Origin of the sequence: Clostridium sp. 1001271st1 H5, from assembly GCF_005845215.1 — a bacterium.
Classification (GTDB): domain Bacteria; phylum Bacillota; class Clostridia; order Lachnospirales; family Lachnospiraceae; genus Enterocloster.
This window is the reverse complement of sequence record NZ_SPHO01000009.1, coordinates 167,204-185,152: the sequence shown is the minus strand read 5'-3', so window position 1 is coordinate 185,152 and position 17,949 is coordinate 167,204. Positions and strand designations below refer to the sequence as shown.

Below are 17,949 nucleotides of genomic sequence, written 5' to 3'. Positions count from 1 at the left end.
CACGAAAGATGTGATGCCTGGGCTGCTGTTTTTATAACAGTATAATGAATGATTACCGCAGCATAGATTACCACAGCATACACAGCCGAACCATAAATTGCCCCAGCCAAAGACAGCCCAGCCGAATATACCCTATACCTGCAACACATATACCCTATACCTGTAACCAATATACCCGCAAAATAAACACTTCCCCAATCCTGTATTTTATACTATAATAAAATAGTATGACGAAAATTATAATATATAGGAGAAGATACATATGGAAAGAAAAGTAGGAACAATCTCGAGAGGAATCCGCTGCCCCATTATCCGTGAAGGGGATAATCTTGCCGAAATCGTGGTGAACAGCGTTTTGGAAGCAGCGGAAAGCGAAGGCTTTGAAATCAGGGACAGGGATGTTATTTCCGTGACAGAGTCTGTGGTTGCCAGAGCTCAGGGTAATTACGCTTCCATTGATGCCATTGCAGGGGATGTGAAGGCAAAACTGGGCGGAGAGACCATCGGCGTCATTTTTCCGATTCTGTCCAGAAACCGTTTTTCCATTTGCTTAAAGGGAATTGCCAGAGGAGCTAAGAAGGTTGTGCTGATGCTCAGCTATCCCAGCGATGAGGTGGGAAATTCCCTGGTATCCTTAGACCAGGTGGATGAGGCTGGTATTAATCCTTACAGCGATGTATTAGATTTAAAGCGCTACCGGGAACTCTTTGGAGAGAACAAGCATCCCTTTACCGGTGTGGACTACGTGTCCTATTACTGTCAGCTGATTGAAGAGCAGGGCGCAGAGGCAGAGGTGATATTTGCAAATAATCCAAGAGAAATCTTAAACCATACCAAGCGTGTTCTGACCTGTGATATCCATTCACGTATGCGTACCAAACGTATCTTAAAAGAGGCAGGCGCCGAGGTGGTATGCGGTATGGATGATATCCTGAATGCTCCGGTAGACGGAAGCGGCTGCAATGAAAAATACGGCCTCCTGGGCTCCAATAAGTCAACCGAGGATGCCATCAAGCTGTTCCCGCGGGATTGTATGGATTTGGTGACCGATATCCAGAAGAAGGTTCTGGACCGTACAGGAAAGCATGTGGAGGTCATGGTATACGGCGACGGCGCATTTAAAGACCCGGTTGGGAAAATCTGGGAACTGGCTGACCCGGTGGTATCGGTTGCCAATACAGAAGGACTGGAAGGCACTCCAAACGAAGTAAAACTAAAGTATCTGGCTGATAATGATTTTAAGGATTTGTCCGGAGAGGCATTAAAGAATGCTATTTCCCAGCGAATCAAGGAGAAGAAATCCGACCTGGTAGGCGACATGGCGTCCCAGGGAACAACGCCAAGAAGGCTGACCGACCTGATTGGCTCTCTCTGCGACCTTACCAGCGGTTCCGGTGATAAAGGAACACCGGTTATTCTGGTTCAGGGCTACTTTGACAACTATACAAACTAAGCATATATTCCGGTGAAAGCCGGCGACACGGATGCTGCAGGCAGAGGGCCGCGCCATCGGGGCCATGTCATCAGGCGGTATCCGTCCTGACCTGGAACCTATATGCATAGCTGGGCTTGGGTACAATCCAGACGTCAGTGATAAAGTTGGGGGCTGAAGGCATTTTAAGCATTCAGCCTTTGATTTTTATTCCAGATTCCCCTGTAAAATCTCCAATTGAAAAAACCTCCCCGCTGTGGGATAATAGACAGGATGCAGAACATAAATACACAGGCATACACGGCCTGTCAGATGGAGGTTATAATGGGAAAATTCAAACTGGGTATTCTGGGCAACGGCTATCTGGCTGATATTATTGTGGAAGCCAGCCTGAAAGGAATGCTGGACGAATACGAACTGGTGGGAGTCCTGGGCAGGACCAGGGAAAAGACAGAGCTGCTGGCGGGAAAATGCGGGTGTCAGGCATGCGGTACCATCGATGAGCTTCTGGCGCTGTCTCCCGACTATGTTGCGGAGGCTGCGTCTGTCCAGTCTGTAAAGGACTATGGGGTGAAGATTCTGGCTTCCGGGGCCAGCATGATTGTGCTGTCCATTGGAGCATTTGCAGATAATGCGTTTTATGAACTGGTGAAGACCACGGCTTCCAGTCACAAAACCAGGGTGTATATTGCATCCGGTGCAGTGGGCGGATTTGACGTGCTGCGGACCATATCCCTGATGGGGCAGGCAGAGGCCGGCATCAGGACCAAAAAAGGTCCGGCCTCTTTAAAGGGCACTCCCCTTTTTGAGGAGCGTCTGATGGAGGACGGGGAGGAAAGCCGGGTATTTCACGGCAATGCAAAGGAGGCCATTTCCCTGCTGCCCACCAAGGTAAATGTGGCGGTGGCGTCCTCTCTGGCAACCGTGGGTCCGGAGAACACCCGGGTGGATATATACAGTGTGCCGGGCATGGTTGGGGATGACCACAAAATCACATCCGAAATAGAAGGCGTGAAGGCAGTTGTGGATATTTATTCCAGTACCAGCGCCATTGCGGGCTGGAGCGTGGTGGCAGTTTTGCAGAACATTGTATCACCAATCGTATTTTAGGAGGAAACGGACATGTTTAAGAAATTAGTGGCAATTGAGCCTGTGAGCCTGGTGCCTCAGGCCCAGGAGGAGCTGCACCGGTATGCAGGGGAGATAACATTATATGAGGACGTGCCGGCTGGTGATGAGGAAATCATCCGGCGTATCGGGGATGCAGATGCAGTGCTGGTGAGCTACACATCCAAAATCAGCCGTTATGTGATTGAAAGCTGTCCCTCCATCCGCTACATTGGAATGTGCTGCAGCCTTTATTCTGAGGAAAGCGCCAATGTGGACATTGCCTGTGCCAGGGAACGGGGTATTACGGTTCTTGGAATCAGGGATTACGGGGACAGGGGAGTGGTGGAATATGTGCTCAGTGAACTGGTGCGTTTCCTTCACGGCTTTGACCGTCCCATGTTTCGTGACATGCCCCTTGAAATCACGGATTTGAAGGTGGGCATCATTGGAATGGGCGTATCAGGAGGAATGATAGCAGACGCAATGAAGTTCATGGGTGCAGATGTGTCCTACTACAGCCGTTCCAGGAAGCAGGACAGGGAAGAACAGGGCATGACTTACCGTCCGTTAGAGGAACTGCTGGCTGGCAGCGAAGTGGTTTTTGCCTGCCTGAATAAGAATGTGATTCTGCTTCATGAGAAGGAATTCAAACAGCTGGGACAGGGAAAAATCCTTTTTAATACATCCATTGGACCTGCATTTGAGATTCCGGCCCTAAAGGCATGGCTGAACCAGGGAAATAATTATTTTATCTGTGATACAGAAGGCGCACTGGGAGACAGCACCGGTGAGCTGATTCGCCATCCGGGCGTATTCTGTGCCCATATCTCTGCCGGAAGGACAAAACAGGCCTTTGATTTGCTCAGTGAAAAGGTGCTGGATAATATCCGTACATATTTGGCCCGGCAGTAAGATGGGGCAGCAGTAGAAAGAGACAGCAGTAAAAAGAGACAGCATTAGAATGGAGCAGCGGACAAAACCGCCCCGACGGAGTGTATCCTATTCCGGCAGGGCGGTTTTTCCTTACGTTTCCTTTTCATCAAATTTAAAATCACACTGTTCCAGATTTTCACATATCTTTTCCATAACAGCGCAGAATGCTTCCATCTCATCCTGCTCCAATCCTTCCCAGATAACATCATCCACCATTTTAAGCACCTGCCGTACCTTCTGAGCTTCTGCGAACCCTTCTTTGGTGAGGCAAATCAGATAGGACCTGCGGCATCCCGGGTCCTTTTCCCTGACCAGGTAGCCGGATTCCTCCAGGCGGTCCAGGGAACGGGACATGGTGGTCACATCCATATGGCAAAGGTCTGACAGTTCCTTCTGGGTTATATGGTCCCGGGTCATAAGTACATCCAGGATGCGGGCATGGCCCTGGCCGAAGGTGAGGCCAATCCGGGTAAAATGGGGCTGCATCAGATGCTTCCTCGCTCTCTCCGCCCTCACCAGGAGGCGGCGTACCTGCTCGTGTTTTATCATGGTTCATACTTCCTTTCTCTATTCCAGTTCAAACTGGCCTGTGTAAAGCTGGTAATACCGCCCCTTCTGGTCTATCAGTTCCTCATGGTTTCCCCGTTCTATAATCTCTCCTTTTTCCAGTACCATGATGGCCTTGGAGTTGCGGACCGTGGACAGCCTGTGGGCAATGACAAAGACCGTACGCCCGTCCATCAGGGCGTCCATGCCCTTTTCGATGAGTTTTTCCGTCCGCGTGTCAATGGAGCTGGTGGCCTCATCCAGAATCAGCACAGGCGGACGGGAGATGGCAGCCCTTGCAATGGCCAGGAGCTGGCGCTGGCCCTGAGAAAGGTTGGCGCCATCGCTGTGAAGGGGGGTATCATAGCCCTGGGGCAGGCGCCGGATGAAGGAGTGGGCGTTGGCTACTTTGGCGGCCCTTACCACATCCTCGTCTGTGGCGTCCAGCCGCCCGTACCGTATATTGTCCGCTATGGTTCCTGTAAACAGATGTGTATCCTGGATAACCATGGAAAGGGAGCGGCGCAAGTCATCCTTTCTGATGGTCCTTATGTCAATGCCGTCATAGGTGATGCTGCCCTGCTGTATTTCGTAGAAACGGTTCACCAGATTGATGATGGTGGTCTTGCCTGCTCCGGTGGAACCTACAAATGCGATTTTCTGTCCCGGTTTGGCATAGAGACTGATGCCGTTCAGTATGGTTTTCTCCGGCGTGTATCCGAATACAACCTGGTTGAAATGCACATCCCCCTGCAATGGAATCAGACGGAAGCCGGACCCGGAGGCAGTGCGGAGCCCGGACGCCCCGGCAGGGACTTCATCGGGTACCTTCCAGGCAAAGGCGTGGGTATATTCCCTGCACTCTTTCAAAATGCCGTTTTCATCCTTGCATACATTGCACAGGGTAACCGTACCTTGGTCCGGTTCCTGTGTCTCGTTCATCATATCAAATATTCTCTCAGCTCCCGACAGGGCCGCCAGAAGAAAGTTAATCTGCTGGGTGAACTGGTTCATGGGCATGGCGCTCTGGCGCACATACACCAGATAGGATGCCAGGGTCCCCAAATCCGTAAGGCCTGACAGGGCAAAAAGACCGCCCACGCAGGCTGACAGGGCGTAATTGACATAGGACAGGGCCACGATGGTGGGCACCGTCATGCCGGAATAGGTCAGGGCCTTGGTGGCAGCCACCCGGAATGCCTCGTTGCGGCGGCAGAATTCCTCGTAGTCCTGGGCCTCATGGTTAAATACCTTTTCTACCTTCTGGCCCGCCACCATTTCCTCCACAAAGCCGTTGATGCTGCCCAGATATCTCTGCTGCTGGGTAAAATACTTCCTGCTCCTTTTGCCGTTATAACGGATGAACAGAACCATGAGAGCCAGAAACACCATGACTATGAGGGAAAGGCGCCGGTCCAGCACCAGCAGCATGGTAATGGTCCCTGTGATGGTAATAAAGCTCTGTATCATCATTGCAAAGCTATTGTTAAGCGCCTCGCTGATGGTATCCACATCGTTGGTAAAACGGCTCATCAGTTCCCCGTGGGTATGGGCATCAAAGTAGGTCAGGGGAAGGCGCTGGGTGTGCCGGAACAGGTCGGACCGGATTTCGCTGACCACCTTCTGGGAAATGTGGACCATCATCTGATTATAAGCATAACAGGAGAGGGCGCCGCACAGGTACAGCGCACCCATGACCACAAGCATTTTTATAAGCCCCGGTATGTCTCCCGGAAGAATATATTGGTTGATGACCGGCTTCAGCAGGTATGTTCCCAATATGCTGGCCAGGGCGCTGATTGTCACCAGGAGGGCAATCAGCAGCATATACCATTTGTGCCGCCCCAGATAGCTGAGCATCTGTCTCAGGGTACGCCGGGTGTCCTTGGGACGGTTATAATTTGCTATTCTTGCCATTACAGATTCGCCCCTTCCTGTTGAGAATGATATATATCCTGATAAATCTGGTTGGAGGCCAGCAGGGTTTCATGGCTGCCCACTGCATTCACCTGTCCGTCCTCCAGGATGATAATCTGGTCTGCAAGGACCACTGAGGATATGCGCTGTGCAATGATGATTTTCGTTGTATCCGGCATGCTCTTTGCCAGTCCGTCCCTGATTTTGGCCTCTGTGGCTGTATCCACCGCGCTGGTGGAATCGTCCAGAATCAGTACCCTGGGGGACTTGAGGATGGCCCTGGCAATGCAGAGCCGCTGCTTCTGCCCTCCTGACACATTGACTCCTCCCTGGCCCAGCTCTGTTTCATAACCGTGCTCCAGACGGTCAATGAATTCATCCACACACGCAATGCGGCATGCCTCCCCGATTTCCTGGTCCGTGGCCATTTCCTTGCCCCAGCGCAGGTTATCCTTTACCGTGCCGGAAAACAGGGTGTTTTTCTGGAGCACCATGGCGATGGAATCCCTCAGTCCTTTGAGGGAATATTCGCGGACCGGCCGGCCGTCTATATATACGGTGCCCTCTGTGGCTTCATAGAGCCTGGGAATCAGCTGGACCAGCGTGCTCTTGGCAGCGCCTGTCTGGCCGATGATTCCCACGGTCTGGCCTGCTTTAATATGAAAGGAAATGTCGGAGAGCACATACTCGGCAGCGTTTTGATTGTATTTAAAATATACATGTTCAAACCGGATATCCCCGTGCTCCACCATAAGCGAGCTGGAGGCATCCTCCTTTATGTCGATTTCCTCATCCATGACCTCTGAGATGCGCTTCCAGGAAGCAAGGGCCCTGGTAGTCATGAGAAATACATTGGAGAACATCATCAGGGAATTTAAAACCTGCAGCACATAGCTGAGAAATCCGGTCAGCTCACCCACCTTCACACCGCCTATGGTGACCAGTCTGCCGCCGAACCACAGGATGCAAAGGATGGTGGAGTACATAACCAGCTGCATGGCCGGCATGTTCAGGACTGCCAGGCGGAAGGCTTTTTCCGCAGTAAACTGCAGATTGTAATTGACCTCCTCGAATTTCTGGATTTCATGGTCGCCCCTGACATAGGATTTCACCACCCGGATGGCGGTGAGGTTTTCCTGGATGATGCGGTTTACCATGTCAATGGCGCCCTGCATCACGCTGTACAGGGGGCGTACATGGCTGATAATAAAAAACAGCAGCACACCCAGTGCCGGGGCAGCCACCAGAAACACCATGGCCAGCTGGGGATTGATGTAAAAGGAAGCAGCCATGGCGGTCAGCATCATGACCGGGGAGCGGAAAGCTGGACGCATGCCTGTGGCAACGGAGTTCTGGATGGTGGTCACGTCGCTGGTAAGGCGGGTCACCAGGGAAGAACTGCTGAAATGGTCTGTGTTGGCAAAGGAAAACTGCTGCAGCTTTGCAAACTCCGCCCTGCGGATTTCAGCACCCAGACCCTGGCCGCACCGGGCCGCAAACATGGCTGAACCCTGACCCAGTACAAGGGAGATAAGGGCAAAGAGGACCATTTGCAGTCCCTTCATCATAATGTAATGCCGGTCCCCGGTGGCTACGCCCACATCCACAATGGAAGCCATGACCAGTGGGATGATTAACTCAAACACGGTCTCGGCCTCAATGCAGAAAACAGCCATGACCGCATCCCTTTTGTAGGGTTTCAGGTAAGATAAAAATTCCTTCATTCCGGAATCCTCCTTCGTTGAACTGTGACGATTATTCCCTGTGTTTGGCCTATAAGAATGCAATTTCAGTTCTTTGGCCCAAGAAAATTGCATTCACAATAGTTGCACATACAACTATTGTATGTTCATGTGTTGAAAATGTCAATCGTGTTGTGATATACTTTTAAATATGCATAAGAATGTAATCGGGAATGTAATACAGACCTAAGTTAAAAGAGGAGATAAACATGAGAAGGATGATTTCCGCGCCGTTCATACTGGCGGCCGTGACTGCGCTGTCTTTCCTGCCGGTTCAGGACTGCCTGGCCTATGGGCCGGGAGACAGCTGGTATTATGACCATTACCGCAGGGGCGGTCCGGGGGTGGAATATGATTACGGGACTTCGCCGTCAGGGACCTATGATTACGGCGGTCCCTCAGCGCCTCAGGGCAATGCCCAGGTTACTACAGATAATACGGTCAGGGCTTACCCTGGCTTTAACACCAATGTGCCGGATACGTCCACGGCCCAGTTTGACCCCGGATATTGGTGGGACCCCAATGACGATTACTGGGATGATTGGGACGACTGGGATGAGGATGACTGGTGGTATTACAATGGAGGGCCTGGAGTCCAGTACGGCCAGGGCTGGAGATACAGCCCGGGGGGCTGGTGGTTCCAGCTCTATGGCGGCAGCTGGCTGTCCGGGGGCTGGCAGCTGATTCATAACCGCTGGTACCGCTTTGACCAGAATGGGTATATGCTGACAGGATGGTTTACGGACAGCGACGGGAACCGGTATTATCTGAATCCCCTGGATGACGGCACCCTGGGGATGATGCGCACGGGCTGGCAGATGATAGATGGGAAGCTTTATTATTTTAATACCCAGTCAGACGGGACCATGGGGCGGCTGTTTATGAACACCACAACCCCGGACGGCTATGTGGTGGGAGCGGACGGCGCTTTGGTCCGGTAGCGGAAACCGTGGCTGGAACAGCATTCTGGCCGCTGTCTGGGCCATGAGGGATGCATGGATTTCCACGGTGGTAATCTTGGGCATGGAGTATTTTGCCTGGTCTGAGTTGTCGTATCCGATGACGCTGATGTCGTCCGGAACCTTAAGGCCGGCTTGGTGGATGGCCTGGATGGCTCCCAGGGCCAGGCGGTCGTTAAAGGCCACCAGGGCAGAGGGATAGGCTGTATTTTTCGGGGAGGCGTTCCATGACGATGTGGAGAAAGTGGCTCTCTCGGAGGAAGAATATCAGGAGATGGCAAAAGCGTTGAGGGAAGAGATATGTAAGCATGTATAATCCGACGTGAAAACCGGAAAACCCCGGCGCCTGTGGCAAGCAGGCGCCGGGGTTTTCTGTTTTTTGTCGTATGGTAACTTTAAGACCAGAAGCAATTTTTTCCTTTGTATCCTTATTTATATGGTAACTGTATGGTAATCCGTTTCTTTCGTATCTTGGTTCAATGCCTGGGAGCCGTTCCATCCGGTATGTGTGTGTGATGGAGTGTAATGCAATGTTGGAATTTCGCGCGGCTTTTTGCCGCCCTTTTGGTTTATGATTGTATGTTCCGGAATCCCGTCCCCTGGGGCCTGCACGGCTGCCCGCTTCTGCCCCGGCATCTTTCTTTCATCCGTTCATAATGTTAATGCAGGGCGGGGCTTTTTTATTGCAAAAAAAAATTGCCGCTTATTGCCAGTGCACATAATATGTGATAATATAAAGGTTGTTTTACGGAAAAGAGGATACAATCATGTTACAATATCTTATTGTGTGCCCGTTGGTATTTTTGGCCGGACTGGTGGATTCCATTGCAGGCGGCGGCGGGCTTATTGCCTTGCCTGCATATCTCATTGCAGGGGTGCCCGCCCATGTGGCCCTGGGTACCAATAAGCTCAGTTCAGCCATGGGAACCGCTGTTTCCACGGCCCGCCTGGCAAAACATGGTTTCCTGAATGGAAAAGTGTTTATGGCGGTCTGTTCCTCTGCAGCAGCCCTTGCAGGCTCGGCCCTTGGGGCCCATCTGGCTCTCATGGTGCCGGAATCAGTCATCAAGCACATGATGATTGTGGTGCTGCCTGTTGTGGCCTTTTATGTGCTCAGGAACAAGGATATGGGAGCCGGAGACAGGACAGATGCCATTTCCGGAAAAAAGGTGTTTGCCATATGCATGGGGGCGGCTTTTTTTGTGGGAGGATATGACGGCTTTTACGGGCCGGGCACAGGAACCTTCCTGATTCTCATTCTCACAGGGGCAGCGGGGCTGGATACACGCAGCGCATCCGCACAGACAAAGGTAATCAACCTTTCCTCTAATATTGCGGCGCTTGTGACCTTTATTGCAACCGGAAATGTTTACTACCCGCTGGGGCTTACGGCCGGTGTTTGTTCCATAGCAGGACACTATATCGGGGCCGGTATGGTGGCCCACGACGGACAAAAGGTGGTCCGCCCCGTGGTGCTGATGGTGCTTGGGGTATTGTTCATTAAAATAGTAAGCGGCACATAGGAAATAGGAGTGAATCATATGAAATGGAAAAAATTTACGTTAACCACCACCACTGAGGCGGTGGACCTGATTAGCAGCATGTTTGACGACATTGGTATAGAGGGAATCGAAATCGAGGACAATGTGCCTCTGACAGAGAAGGAGACAAAGGGGATGTTTATCGACATTCTCCCTGAGCTTCCTCCGGATGAAGGGGTTGCCAGGATAAGCTTTTACCTGGATGAAGACGCGGATGTGGCGGATTATCTCAGACGGGTGGAGGAAGGGCTGGATGAGCTGGCTCCATTTACGGACCTGGGCGCCAGGACCATCACTGCATCGGAAACAGAGGACAAGGACTGGATTAACAACTGGAAACAGTATTTCAAGCCCTTTACAGTGGATGATATCCTGATTAAGCCTACCTGGGAGTCTGTCCCTGAGGAGCACAAGGACAAGCTTCTGGTGCAGATTGACCCGGGCACTGCCTTTGGAACCGGTATGCATGAGACTACCCAGCTGTGCATCCGCCAGCTTAAAAAGTACGTGAACCGGGACACCACGGTGCTGGACGTGGGGACGGGCAGCGGCATCCTGGGAATCACGGCCCTGAAGCTGGGGGCGGACCAGGTGTGGGGAACGGACCTGGATGAAAATGCCATTAACGCCGTGAGGGAGAACCTGGAAGCCAACCATATTCCGGAGGACAGGTTCCATGTGCTCCAGGGAAATATCATAGATGATACTTCCGTAAAGGAGTGGGCCGGATACGGCAAATACGATGTGGCGGTGGCCAACATACTGGCGGATGTCATCATCCTGCTGGTGGACGAGATACCTGCCCATCTGAAAAAAGGCGGTATCTTCATCACCTCCGGCATCATTGATATGAAGGAAGAGGCAGTGAAGGAGGCATTTGCGCGCTGCCGGGACCTGGAGGTGGTGGAAATCACATACCAGGGCGAATGGGTGAGCGTGACTGCCAGAAGAAAATAGGTTATATTAAGGAAGGACCTGAGGGAAAACCATGCATCATTTTTTTGTAAATCCTGAGCAGGTGGAGGACGGACTGGTAAGGATAACCGGTCCTGACGTGAACCACATAAAGAATGTCCTGCGCATAAGACCGGGGGAGGAAATCCTGGTCAGCGACGGCACTGGCAGGGATTACCTCTGCGGGGCGGAAGACATCGCCGGCCAGGAGGTTACGGCCCGGATTAGACAAATCCAGGAGGAAGGACGGGAGCTGCCTTCCAGAATCTGGCTCTTTCAGGGACTGCCCAAATCTGATAAGATGGAGTTTATCATCCAAAAGGCCGTGGAGCTGGGGGCGGCAGGTATTATTCCTGTGTCCACCAGAAACACGGTGGTTAAACTGGAGCCGAAAAAGGAAGAGGCCAAGCGCAAGCGGTGGCAGGCCATAGCGGAAAGTGCCGCCAAGCAGTCCAAACGGAGCCTGGTTCCCGGGGTATCCGGCCTCATGACTTTAAAAGAAGCCTTTGACTTTGTGGAGAGCCGGGGATTTTCCGTGCGTCTCATTCCTTATGAACATGAGGCGGGGATGGAGGGCACAAAGGCGGAGCTGGATGCCGTCGGACCGGGACAGGATATTGCTGTGTTCATTGGTCCGGAGGGAGGCTTTGACGAAAGGGAGATAGAGCTGGCCCTTTCAAAAGGCGTGCGGCCCGTCAGTCTGGGACGCAGGATACTGAGGACAGAGACAGCAGGCCTGGCCGTGCTGTCGGTACTGATGATGCGGCTGGAAGGGGCGCTGTAAAGGAGTTTATATAATGGAAGCATATTTTGACAATTCAGCCACCACCCGCGTGTTTGACAGTGTGAGGGATATTGTGGTGAAAACCATGACCGAGGATTACGGCAATCCCTCCGCCAAACACAGAAAGGGTATGGAGGCGGAGCAGTATGTGCGCCGGGCAGCGGCGGATATTGCAAAGACATTAAAGGTCAGGGACAAGGAAATCCTGTTTACCTCCGGCGGTACGGAATCCAACAACATGGCGCTCATCGGCACTGCCATGGCAAACCGGAGGGCCGGAAAGCACATCATCAGCACCAGGATTGAACATGCCTCAGTGTACAATCCTTTGGCATATCTGGAGCAGCAGGGGTTTGAAGTCACATATCTGTCTGTGGACAGCCAGGGCCATATATCCCTGGAGGAGCTGGAGGAATCCATGCGTCCGGATACCATTCTGGTATCTGTTATGTATGTGAATAACGAGGTGGGAGCCATTGAACCGGTGGAGCAGATTGCATCCCTTGTCCATGGCAGGAATCCTGCCGCTCTTTTTCATGTGGATGCCATCCAGGCCTACGGCAAGCTTGTGATTCGTCCGAAGAAACAGGGAATCGACCTGTTGTCTGTCAGCGCCCACAAGATTCACGGTCCCAAGGGGGTGGGATTCCTATACATCGATGAGAGGGTGAAAATTTGTCCCCTTCTCTACGGAGGCGGCCAGCAGAAGGACATGCGTTCAGGCACGGAAAATGTTCCGGGCATTGCGGGCATGGGCCAGGCGGCCAGGGAAATGTACACGGACCATCAGCAGAAGACAGAGTACATTACGGGCCTGAAGGATTATATGACAGACCGCATGGCTGCCCTGCCGGGTGTTGTTGTCAACAGCCGGAAGGGAGCAGAGAGCGCGCCCCAGATTGTCAGCGCAAGCTTTCAGGGAGTGAGAAGCGAGGTCCTTCTCCATGCTCTGGAGGACAAGGGAATCTATGTTTCCTCCGGCTCGGCCTGCTCCTCCAACCACCCTGCAATCAGCGGCACCTTAAAGGCCATTGGCGTCAGAAAGGAACTGCTGGATTCCACACTGAGGTTCAGCTTCGGCATGTTCAACACAAAGGAAGAAATAGATTACTGTATGGAGGTCCTGGAAGAGCTTCTGCCGGTGCTGAGACGGTACCACCGGGGATAATGCACGGAAATGATATACAGGAATGATGCACGGAGATGATGCACGGAAATGATGCACGGAAATGATACGCTGCCGCAAGACAGTGAAGCGGACGATTGAACAATAGAAAGAGGTAAGAGATGCAGTACCAGTCATTTTTGATTAAATACGCAGAGATTGGCACCAAGGGCAAGAACCGGTATATGTTTGAGGATGCCCTGATAAAGCAGATTCGCTATGCGCTAAAGAGCGTGGAGGGGGAGTTTGACGTCACCAAGGAGTCGGGGCGCATCTATGTGAAGGCGGAGACGGACTATGATTACGATGATGCCGTGGAAGCCCTTAAGCGGGTATTCGGCATTGCGGATATCTGTCCCATGGTGCAGATTGAGGATAAGGATTACGGAAACCTGAAAAAACATGTGGTGGAATACATGAATCAGGTGTATCCGGATAAGAACATCACCTTCAAGGTAAACGCCCGCAGGGGGGACAAGCAGTATCCCGTGACCTCGGAGCAGATTAACCGGGACATGGGAGAGGCGATTCTGGAGGCATTTCCCCTGATGCGGGTAGATGTCCACCATCCCGATGTGGTTCTCCATGTGGAAGTACGCCAGAAAATCAACCTGTTTTCCCTGGTGATTCCCGGTCCGGGAGGCATGCCCATAGGAACAAACGGCAGGGCCATGCTGCTGCTGTCCGGCGGCATCGACAGCCCGGTGGCAGGCTATATGATTGCCAAAAGAGGCGTGAAGGTGGACGCGGTATATTTCCATGCGCCGCCCTATACCAGTGAACGCGCAAAGCAGAAGGTGGTGGACCTGGCAAACCTGGTGGCCAGATACGCAGGCCCCATCAATCTCCATGTGGTGAATTTTACGGATATCCAGCTCTACATCTATGACAAATGTCCTCATGAGGAGCTGACCATCATCATGCGCCGCTATATGATGCGGATTGCCCAGACCATAGCGGAGCGCACCGGCTCCATCGGCCTGATTACAGGTGAGAGCATTGGGCAGGTGGCCTCCCAGACACTGCAGTCCCTGGCAGCTACCAATGAGGTGTGCACCATGCCTGTGTTCCGTCCGGTCATTGGCTTTGACAAGCAGGAAATTGTGGATGTATCTGAGCGAATCGGGACCTATGAGACATCCATACAGCCTTACGAGGACTGCTGCACCATCTTTGTGGCCAAGCATCCGGTGACAAAGCCCAACATCAATGTGATTCACAGCTCTGAGCGCCGTCTGGAAGAAAAGATTGACCAGCTGGTGGAGACAGCCCTGGAGACAACGGAACAGATTCTCTGCCAGGGATAAAGGGCGCAGAGGTACGGCAGGCAATACAAACCGGAAACAAACATAAAAAGAGTCTGCCTCGGCAGACTCTGATGGTTTCTGATGATTTGACGTATGTGCCTTGTCCCGCGGCAGGCGGGAAATGAATCAGCAGATTAAGCGATGATGTATGGTGCTAAAATGGCCAGAATGTCATCAACGCCGCTCTCAGCGTGGATGTTCAGGTCGATTGGCTTGGATAAATCCAGGCTGAAGATACCCATGATAGACTTAGCATCAATAACATATCTGCCGGAAACCAAATCAAAATCAACATCAAACTTAGATAAATCATTTACAAATGACTTAACCTTGTCAATGGAATTTAACGAAATGCGAACTGTTTTCATGAGAAAAACCCTCCTTGTGGTATGTGTGTTTGAATTATGACTGCAGTGAATTCTGCTTTGCTTTAATACTACAGACAGGGGGACTAAAAGTCAATAGTGAGATTGCATGAAAAACGCAGGAACAATATGGTAATTTGGTTATAGTTCCATAGGGCGGATGCCCTGTATAATTGGTCGCAGCAGACCGTGAACAGGAGGTTTTACAATGCCAAAAGCAGCCCTGCACAACCTGGGATGCAAAGTTAATGCTTATGAGACAGAGGCCATGCAGCAGCAGCTGGAGGAGCGCGGTTATGAAATCGTGCCCTTTGACCGGAAGGCGGATGTCTATATCATCAATACATGCTCCGTGACCAATATCGCGGACCGCAAATCACGCCAGATGCTTCACCGCGCAAAGAAGCTGAACCCGGAGGCCGTGGTGGTGGCAGCGGGCTGTTATGTCCAGGTGGCTGCCGGCACCCTGAAGGAAGACAGCAGCGTGGATATCATTATCGGCAACAACAATAAGGCCCGTCTGGCGGACATTCTGGAAGAGTACATGAGGGACCGGCAGACCGGCAGGGACGGCTATGTGCTGGACATTGCCAGCGCCGGGGAGTACGAGGAGCTTCATGTAAGCCGTCTGGGGGAACATACCAGGGCGTTCATCAAGGTTCAGGACGGCTGCAATCAGTTTTGCAGCTACTGCATCATCCCTTACGCCAGGGGCAGAGTCAGAAGCAGGAAGCCTGAGGATGTGGTGGCTGAGGTGGAAGGCCTGGTGGCCCGGGGATACAGGGAAGTGGTGCTTACGGGCATCCATTTAAGCTCCTATGGAACGGAACACATGGACGGAAGCCCTGTAAAGGGCGGAGACTGGGACAGCGGCCCTCTGTGGGATTTGATAGAACGGATTCACCGGGTGGAAGGGCTGGAGCGCATCCGCCTGGGCTCCCTGGAACCCAGAATCATTACCAGGGAATTTGCGGCAAAGCTGGCCGGCCTGCCGAAGTTCTGTCCTCATTTCCATCTTTCCCTTCAAAGCGGCTGTGATGACACGCTGAAACGGATGAACCGCCACTATACAACGGAGGATTATCTCAGGCGCTGCAGCATACTCAGGGAGGCCTTTGACCATCCGGCCATCACAACGGATGTGATTGCAGGATTTCCGGGAGAGACAGAGGAAGAGTTCGGGATAACCAGGGATTTTCTGGAGACAGTGCAATTTTATGAGATGCATGTGTTTAAATATTCCAGACGCCAGGGCACCAGGGCAGCGGTTATGGCGGAACAGGTGCCGGAGCAGGTAAAGGCCTGGCGCAGCGATGTGCTGCTGGAGCTGGAAAAGACCATGTCCCGCCGGTACAGGGAGCGGTTTGCGGGAAAACGGGTATCGGTTCTGTTTGAGGAAGCGGCTGAGATGGAAGGAAAGTGGTATATGACGGGCTATACGCCCCAGTATGTCAAGGCAGCCCTTCTGCTGGAGGACGGGATGGACCGGAAGCAGCTTGCGGGGCGCATTATGGAACTTTCTGCTTCAGGACTCCTGAATGATGAGGTATTAAAGGTAGAATTTTCTTAAAAAAAGGAACATATTTCCGAAAAGACGGAAAGATTGTGCGACATTTTACAGAAACATGACAATAATTAGAAAAAATTAAGAAAATAATCTATTGCCGAATAGCAAAATATAATGTAGAATAGAGAAGAATACTTAAAGGACGTGATGACATGGGCAATATAAAAGATACACAATATTTTCAAGCTGTTCAGGACAAAAAGATAGAAGTAAGCGACGTACTGGAGCAGGTCTATATTGCCTTGACTGAAAAGGGGTATAATCCCGTGAACCAGATAGTGGGTTATATCATGTCTGGGGACCCGACTTATATTACCAGCCATAAGGGCGCCAGAAGTCTTATTATGAAGGTTGAACGTGATGAGATTCTGGAGGAACTGATGGCTGTGTATATTGATGCCCGTCTGAAATAGGAACGGTTCAGACAGGTTCCGGGGCAACCTGCAGAAGGCGCTCCAGGGGCAACCGGCCCGCTGACAGCGGGCGGGCAAGGATATGCGGCGTGAATAACAGAAGGCCTGGGGACAGGCCTTCGCAGTAATGTACGGATGGATATGAGTGGGATGCATTCAGTTGGCGATGAGCCAGCTGCTTTTATGGTGCATTCCGATTTTTTATGTTTACCGGAGGAATTGAATATGAGGATAATGGGTCTGGATTTTGGCTCAAAAACAGTTGGGGTGGCGGTCTGCGACCCTTTAGGTATTACTGCCCAGACAGTGGAAACAATCACCAGGGCCAGCGAGAATAAATTGCGTCAGACCCTTGCGCGGATTGAGCAATTAATTGGTGAATACGAGATTGAACGTATTGTTCTTGGTTATCCTAAGAATATGAACAATACAGTGGGCGAGCGGGGGGAAAAGACCCAGGAGTTTAAAGCTGCCCTGGAAAGACGCACCGGCCTTGAGGTTATTCTCTGGGACGAACGCCTCACCACAGTGGCGGCGCAGCGTGTGCTGATTGAAAGCGGTGTCCGCAGGGAAAACAGGAAGAAAAGCGTGGACCAGATTGCGGCGGCCTTGATTTTGCAGGGATATCTGGACAGCCTGCAGCATGTTTAGGCTGCGGCGGAACAGTCAGAAGCCAGGAGAGAAGAGATGGAAGAAAAGACGAGAGAAGATATGATTACCATGGTGACGGATTCCGGTGAATCCGTGGATTTTTATGTGTTAGAGGAAACAAGGATAAATGCAAGGAGTTATCTGCTTGTAACAGACGCGCCGGAAGGCGAGGACGGAGAGTGCTATATCCTTAAGGATATGTCAGGACAGCAGGACGCTGAGGCCGTGTATGAGTTTGTGGAAGACGACAGCGAACTGGACGCACTGATGAAAGTGTTTGAAGAACTGTTAAGCGATGCAGATGTGGACCTTGAGAAATAGATAGAAACAGAGATTGGAGGAATCAATTTGAATTTAGAAGAAAAAGAGAATACGGCAGAGGTGGCGCCGGAGGCAGCCGCAGAGGTAAGAATCCAGGCCGTACAGGAAAACAGTGTCCGGGAGTCCGGCGTCCAGGAGTCCGGCGTTCAGGAAACCAATGTTCAGGAGGCAGCCGCCGCACAGGAGCAGCCTGCCAGGAAACCGCAGAACAGAAGACCGGCCCAGAAAAAGACTGCGTCCAA

At 51.9% G+C, this 17,949-nt stretch carries 18 protein-coding genes; 14 read left to right on the top strand and 4 right to left on the bottom strand.

The genetic code is table 11. From position 1 onward, the window contains the following. Positions 1-262 precede the first annotated feature (262 nt). The 3 genes from FGS84_RS15465 (at position 263) to FGS84_RS15455 (ending at position 3,454) form a co-directional block, all read left to right on the top strand. On the top strand, positions 263-1,453 hold the full coding sequence (locus FGS84_RS15465; RefSeq protein WP_138309436.1) for a coenzyme F420-0:L-glutamate ligase: 1,191 nt from the start codon (positions 263-265) through the stop codon (positions 1,451-1,453). A gap of 303 nt (positions 1,454-1,756) precedes the next feature. Further along, positions 1,757-2,542 (top strand): aspartate dehydrogenase domain-containing protein, encoded by a 786-nt coding sequence (locus FGS84_RS15460; protein ID WP_138309435.1) that lies wholly within the window; start codon positions 1,757-1,759, stop codon positions 2,540-2,542. 12 nt (positions 2,543-2,554) lie between these two features. Further along, a complete protein-coding gene (locus tag FGS84_RS15455; RefSeq protein WP_138309434.1) occupies positions 2,555-3,454 on the top strand; it encodes a D-isomer specific 2-hydroxyacid dehydrogenase family protein in 900 nt (299 codons plus the stop codon). A gap of 111 nt (positions 3,455-3,565) precedes the next feature. Here FGS84_RS15455 and FGS84_RS15450 read toward each other — a convergent pair whose 3' ends face one another. From FGS84_RS15450 to FGS84_RS15440, 3 genes are read right to left on the bottom strand one after another with little or no spacing between them, the layout of a single operon-like run. Beyond that, on the bottom strand, positions 3,566-4,024 hold the full coding sequence (locus FGS84_RS15450) for a MarR family transcriptional regulator (RefSeq protein ID WP_138309433.1): 459 nt from the start codon (positions 4,022-4,024) through the stop codon (positions 3,566-3,568). 18 nt (positions 4,025-4,042) lie between these two features. Beyond that, a complete protein-coding gene (locus tag FGS84_RS15445) occupies positions 4,043-5,938 on the bottom strand; it encodes an ABC transporter ATP-binding protein (protein ID WP_138309432.1) in 1,896 nt (631 codons plus the stop codon). Further along, positions 5,938-7,662 carry an ABC transporter ATP-binding protein gene (locus FGS84_RS15440; protein WP_138309431.1) on the bottom strand — a complete coding sequence of 575 codons (1,725 nt, stop codon included), beginning with the start codon at positions 7,660-7,662 and terminating at the stop codon, positions 5,938-5,940. The genes FGS84_RS15445 and FGS84_RS15440 overlap by 1 nt, the downstream gene beginning before the upstream one ends. A gap of 227 nt (positions 7,663-7,889) precedes the next feature. On the opposite strand from FGS84_RS15440, the gene FGS84_RS15435 reads away from it, so the two are divergent. The 7 genes from FGS84_RS15435 to thiI all read left to right on the top strand — a co-directional run bounded on the left by FGS84_RS15435 (position 7,890) and on the right by thiI (position 14,390). Beyond that, on the top strand, positions 7,890-8,621 hold the full coding sequence (locus tag FGS84_RS15435) for a hypothetical protein (RefSeq protein WP_138309430.1): 732 nt from the start codon (positions 7,890-7,892) through the stop codon (positions 8,619-8,621). Positions 8,622-8,664: 43 nt separating this feature from the next. After that, positions 8,665-8,841 (top strand): hypothetical protein, encoded by a 177-nt coding sequence (locus tag FGS84_RS31980; RefSeq protein ID WP_347563841.1) that lies wholly within the window; start codon positions 8,665-8,667, stop codon positions 8,839-8,841. A 565-nt stretch (positions 8,842-9,406) separates the two neighbouring features. Beyond that, a complete protein-coding gene (locus tag FGS84_RS15420) occupies positions 9,407-10,162 on the top strand; it encodes a TSUP family transporter (RefSeq protein ID WP_138309429.1) in 756 nt (251 codons plus the stop codon). An 18-nt stretch (positions 10,163-10,180) separates the two neighbouring features. Beyond that, positions 10,181-11,137: a 50S ribosomal protein L11 methyltransferase gene (prmA, locus tag FGS84_RS15415; RefSeq protein ID WP_138309428.1), complete on the top strand. Its 957-nt coding sequence runs from the start codon at positions 10,181-10,183 to the stop codon at positions 11,135-11,137. 31 nt (positions 11,138-11,168) lie between these two features. Continuing rightward, entirely contained in the window at positions 11,169-11,918 is a 750-nt protein-coding gene (locus FGS84_RS15410) for a 16S rRNA (uracil(1498)-N(3))-methyltransferase (protein WP_138309427.1), read from the top strand. A gap of 13 nt (positions 11,919-11,931) precedes the next feature. Next, a complete protein-coding gene (locus FGS84_RS15405; protein WP_138309426.1) occupies positions 11,932-13,086 on the top strand; it encodes a cysteine desulfurase family protein in 1,155 nt (384 codons plus the stop codon). Positions 13,087-13,205: 119 nt separating this feature from the next. Continuing rightward, complete coding sequence (gene thiI, locus FGS84_RS15400; protein ID WP_138309425.1) at positions 13,206-14,390, top strand: tRNA uracil 4-sulfurtransferase ThiI; 1,185 nt, start codon at positions 13,206-13,208, stop codon at positions 14,388-14,390. A 134-nt stretch (positions 14,391-14,524) separates the two neighbouring features. On the opposite strand, the gene FGS84_RS15395 is transcribed toward thiI, so the two are convergent. Continuing rightward, positions 14,525-14,758, bottom strand: coding sequence for a PTS sugar transporter (locus FGS84_RS15395; RefSeq protein ID WP_002577933.1), 234 nt, complete (start codon positions 14,756-14,758; stop codon positions 14,525-14,527). A 205-nt stretch (positions 14,759-14,963) separates the two neighbouring features. Between FGS84_RS15395 and mtaB the strand changes: the two genes are divergently transcribed. The 4 genes from mtaB (at position 14,964) to FGS84_RS15375 (ending at position 17,707) form a co-directional block, all read left to right on the top strand. Then, entirely contained in the window at positions 14,964-16,325 is a 1,362-nt protein-coding gene (gene mtaB / locus FGS84_RS15390) for a tRNA (N(6)-L-threonylcarbamoyladenosine(37)-C(2))-methylthiotransferase MtaB (RefSeq protein ID WP_138309424.1), read from the top strand. Between the two features lie 149 nt (positions 16,326-16,474). Then, positions 16,475-16,735 carry an IreB family regulatory phosphoprotein gene (locus tag FGS84_RS15385; protein ID WP_002567796.1) on the top strand — a complete coding sequence of 87 codons (261 nt, stop codon included), beginning with the start codon at positions 16,475-16,477 and terminating at the stop codon, positions 16,733-16,735. Between the two features lie 225 nt (positions 16,736-16,960). Further along, on the top strand, positions 16,961-17,386 hold the full coding sequence (gene ruvX, locus FGS84_RS15380) for a Holliday junction resolvase RuvX (RefSeq protein WP_138309423.1): 426 nt from the start codon (positions 16,961-16,963) through the stop codon (positions 17,384-17,386). 36 nt (positions 17,387-17,422) lie between these two features. Beyond that, on the top strand, positions 17,423-17,707 hold the full coding sequence (locus tag FGS84_RS15375; RefSeq protein ID WP_002567794.1) for a DUF1292 domain-containing protein: 285 nt from the start codon (positions 17,423-17,425) through the stop codon (positions 17,705-17,707). Positions 17,708-17,949: the final 242 nt, after the last annotated feature.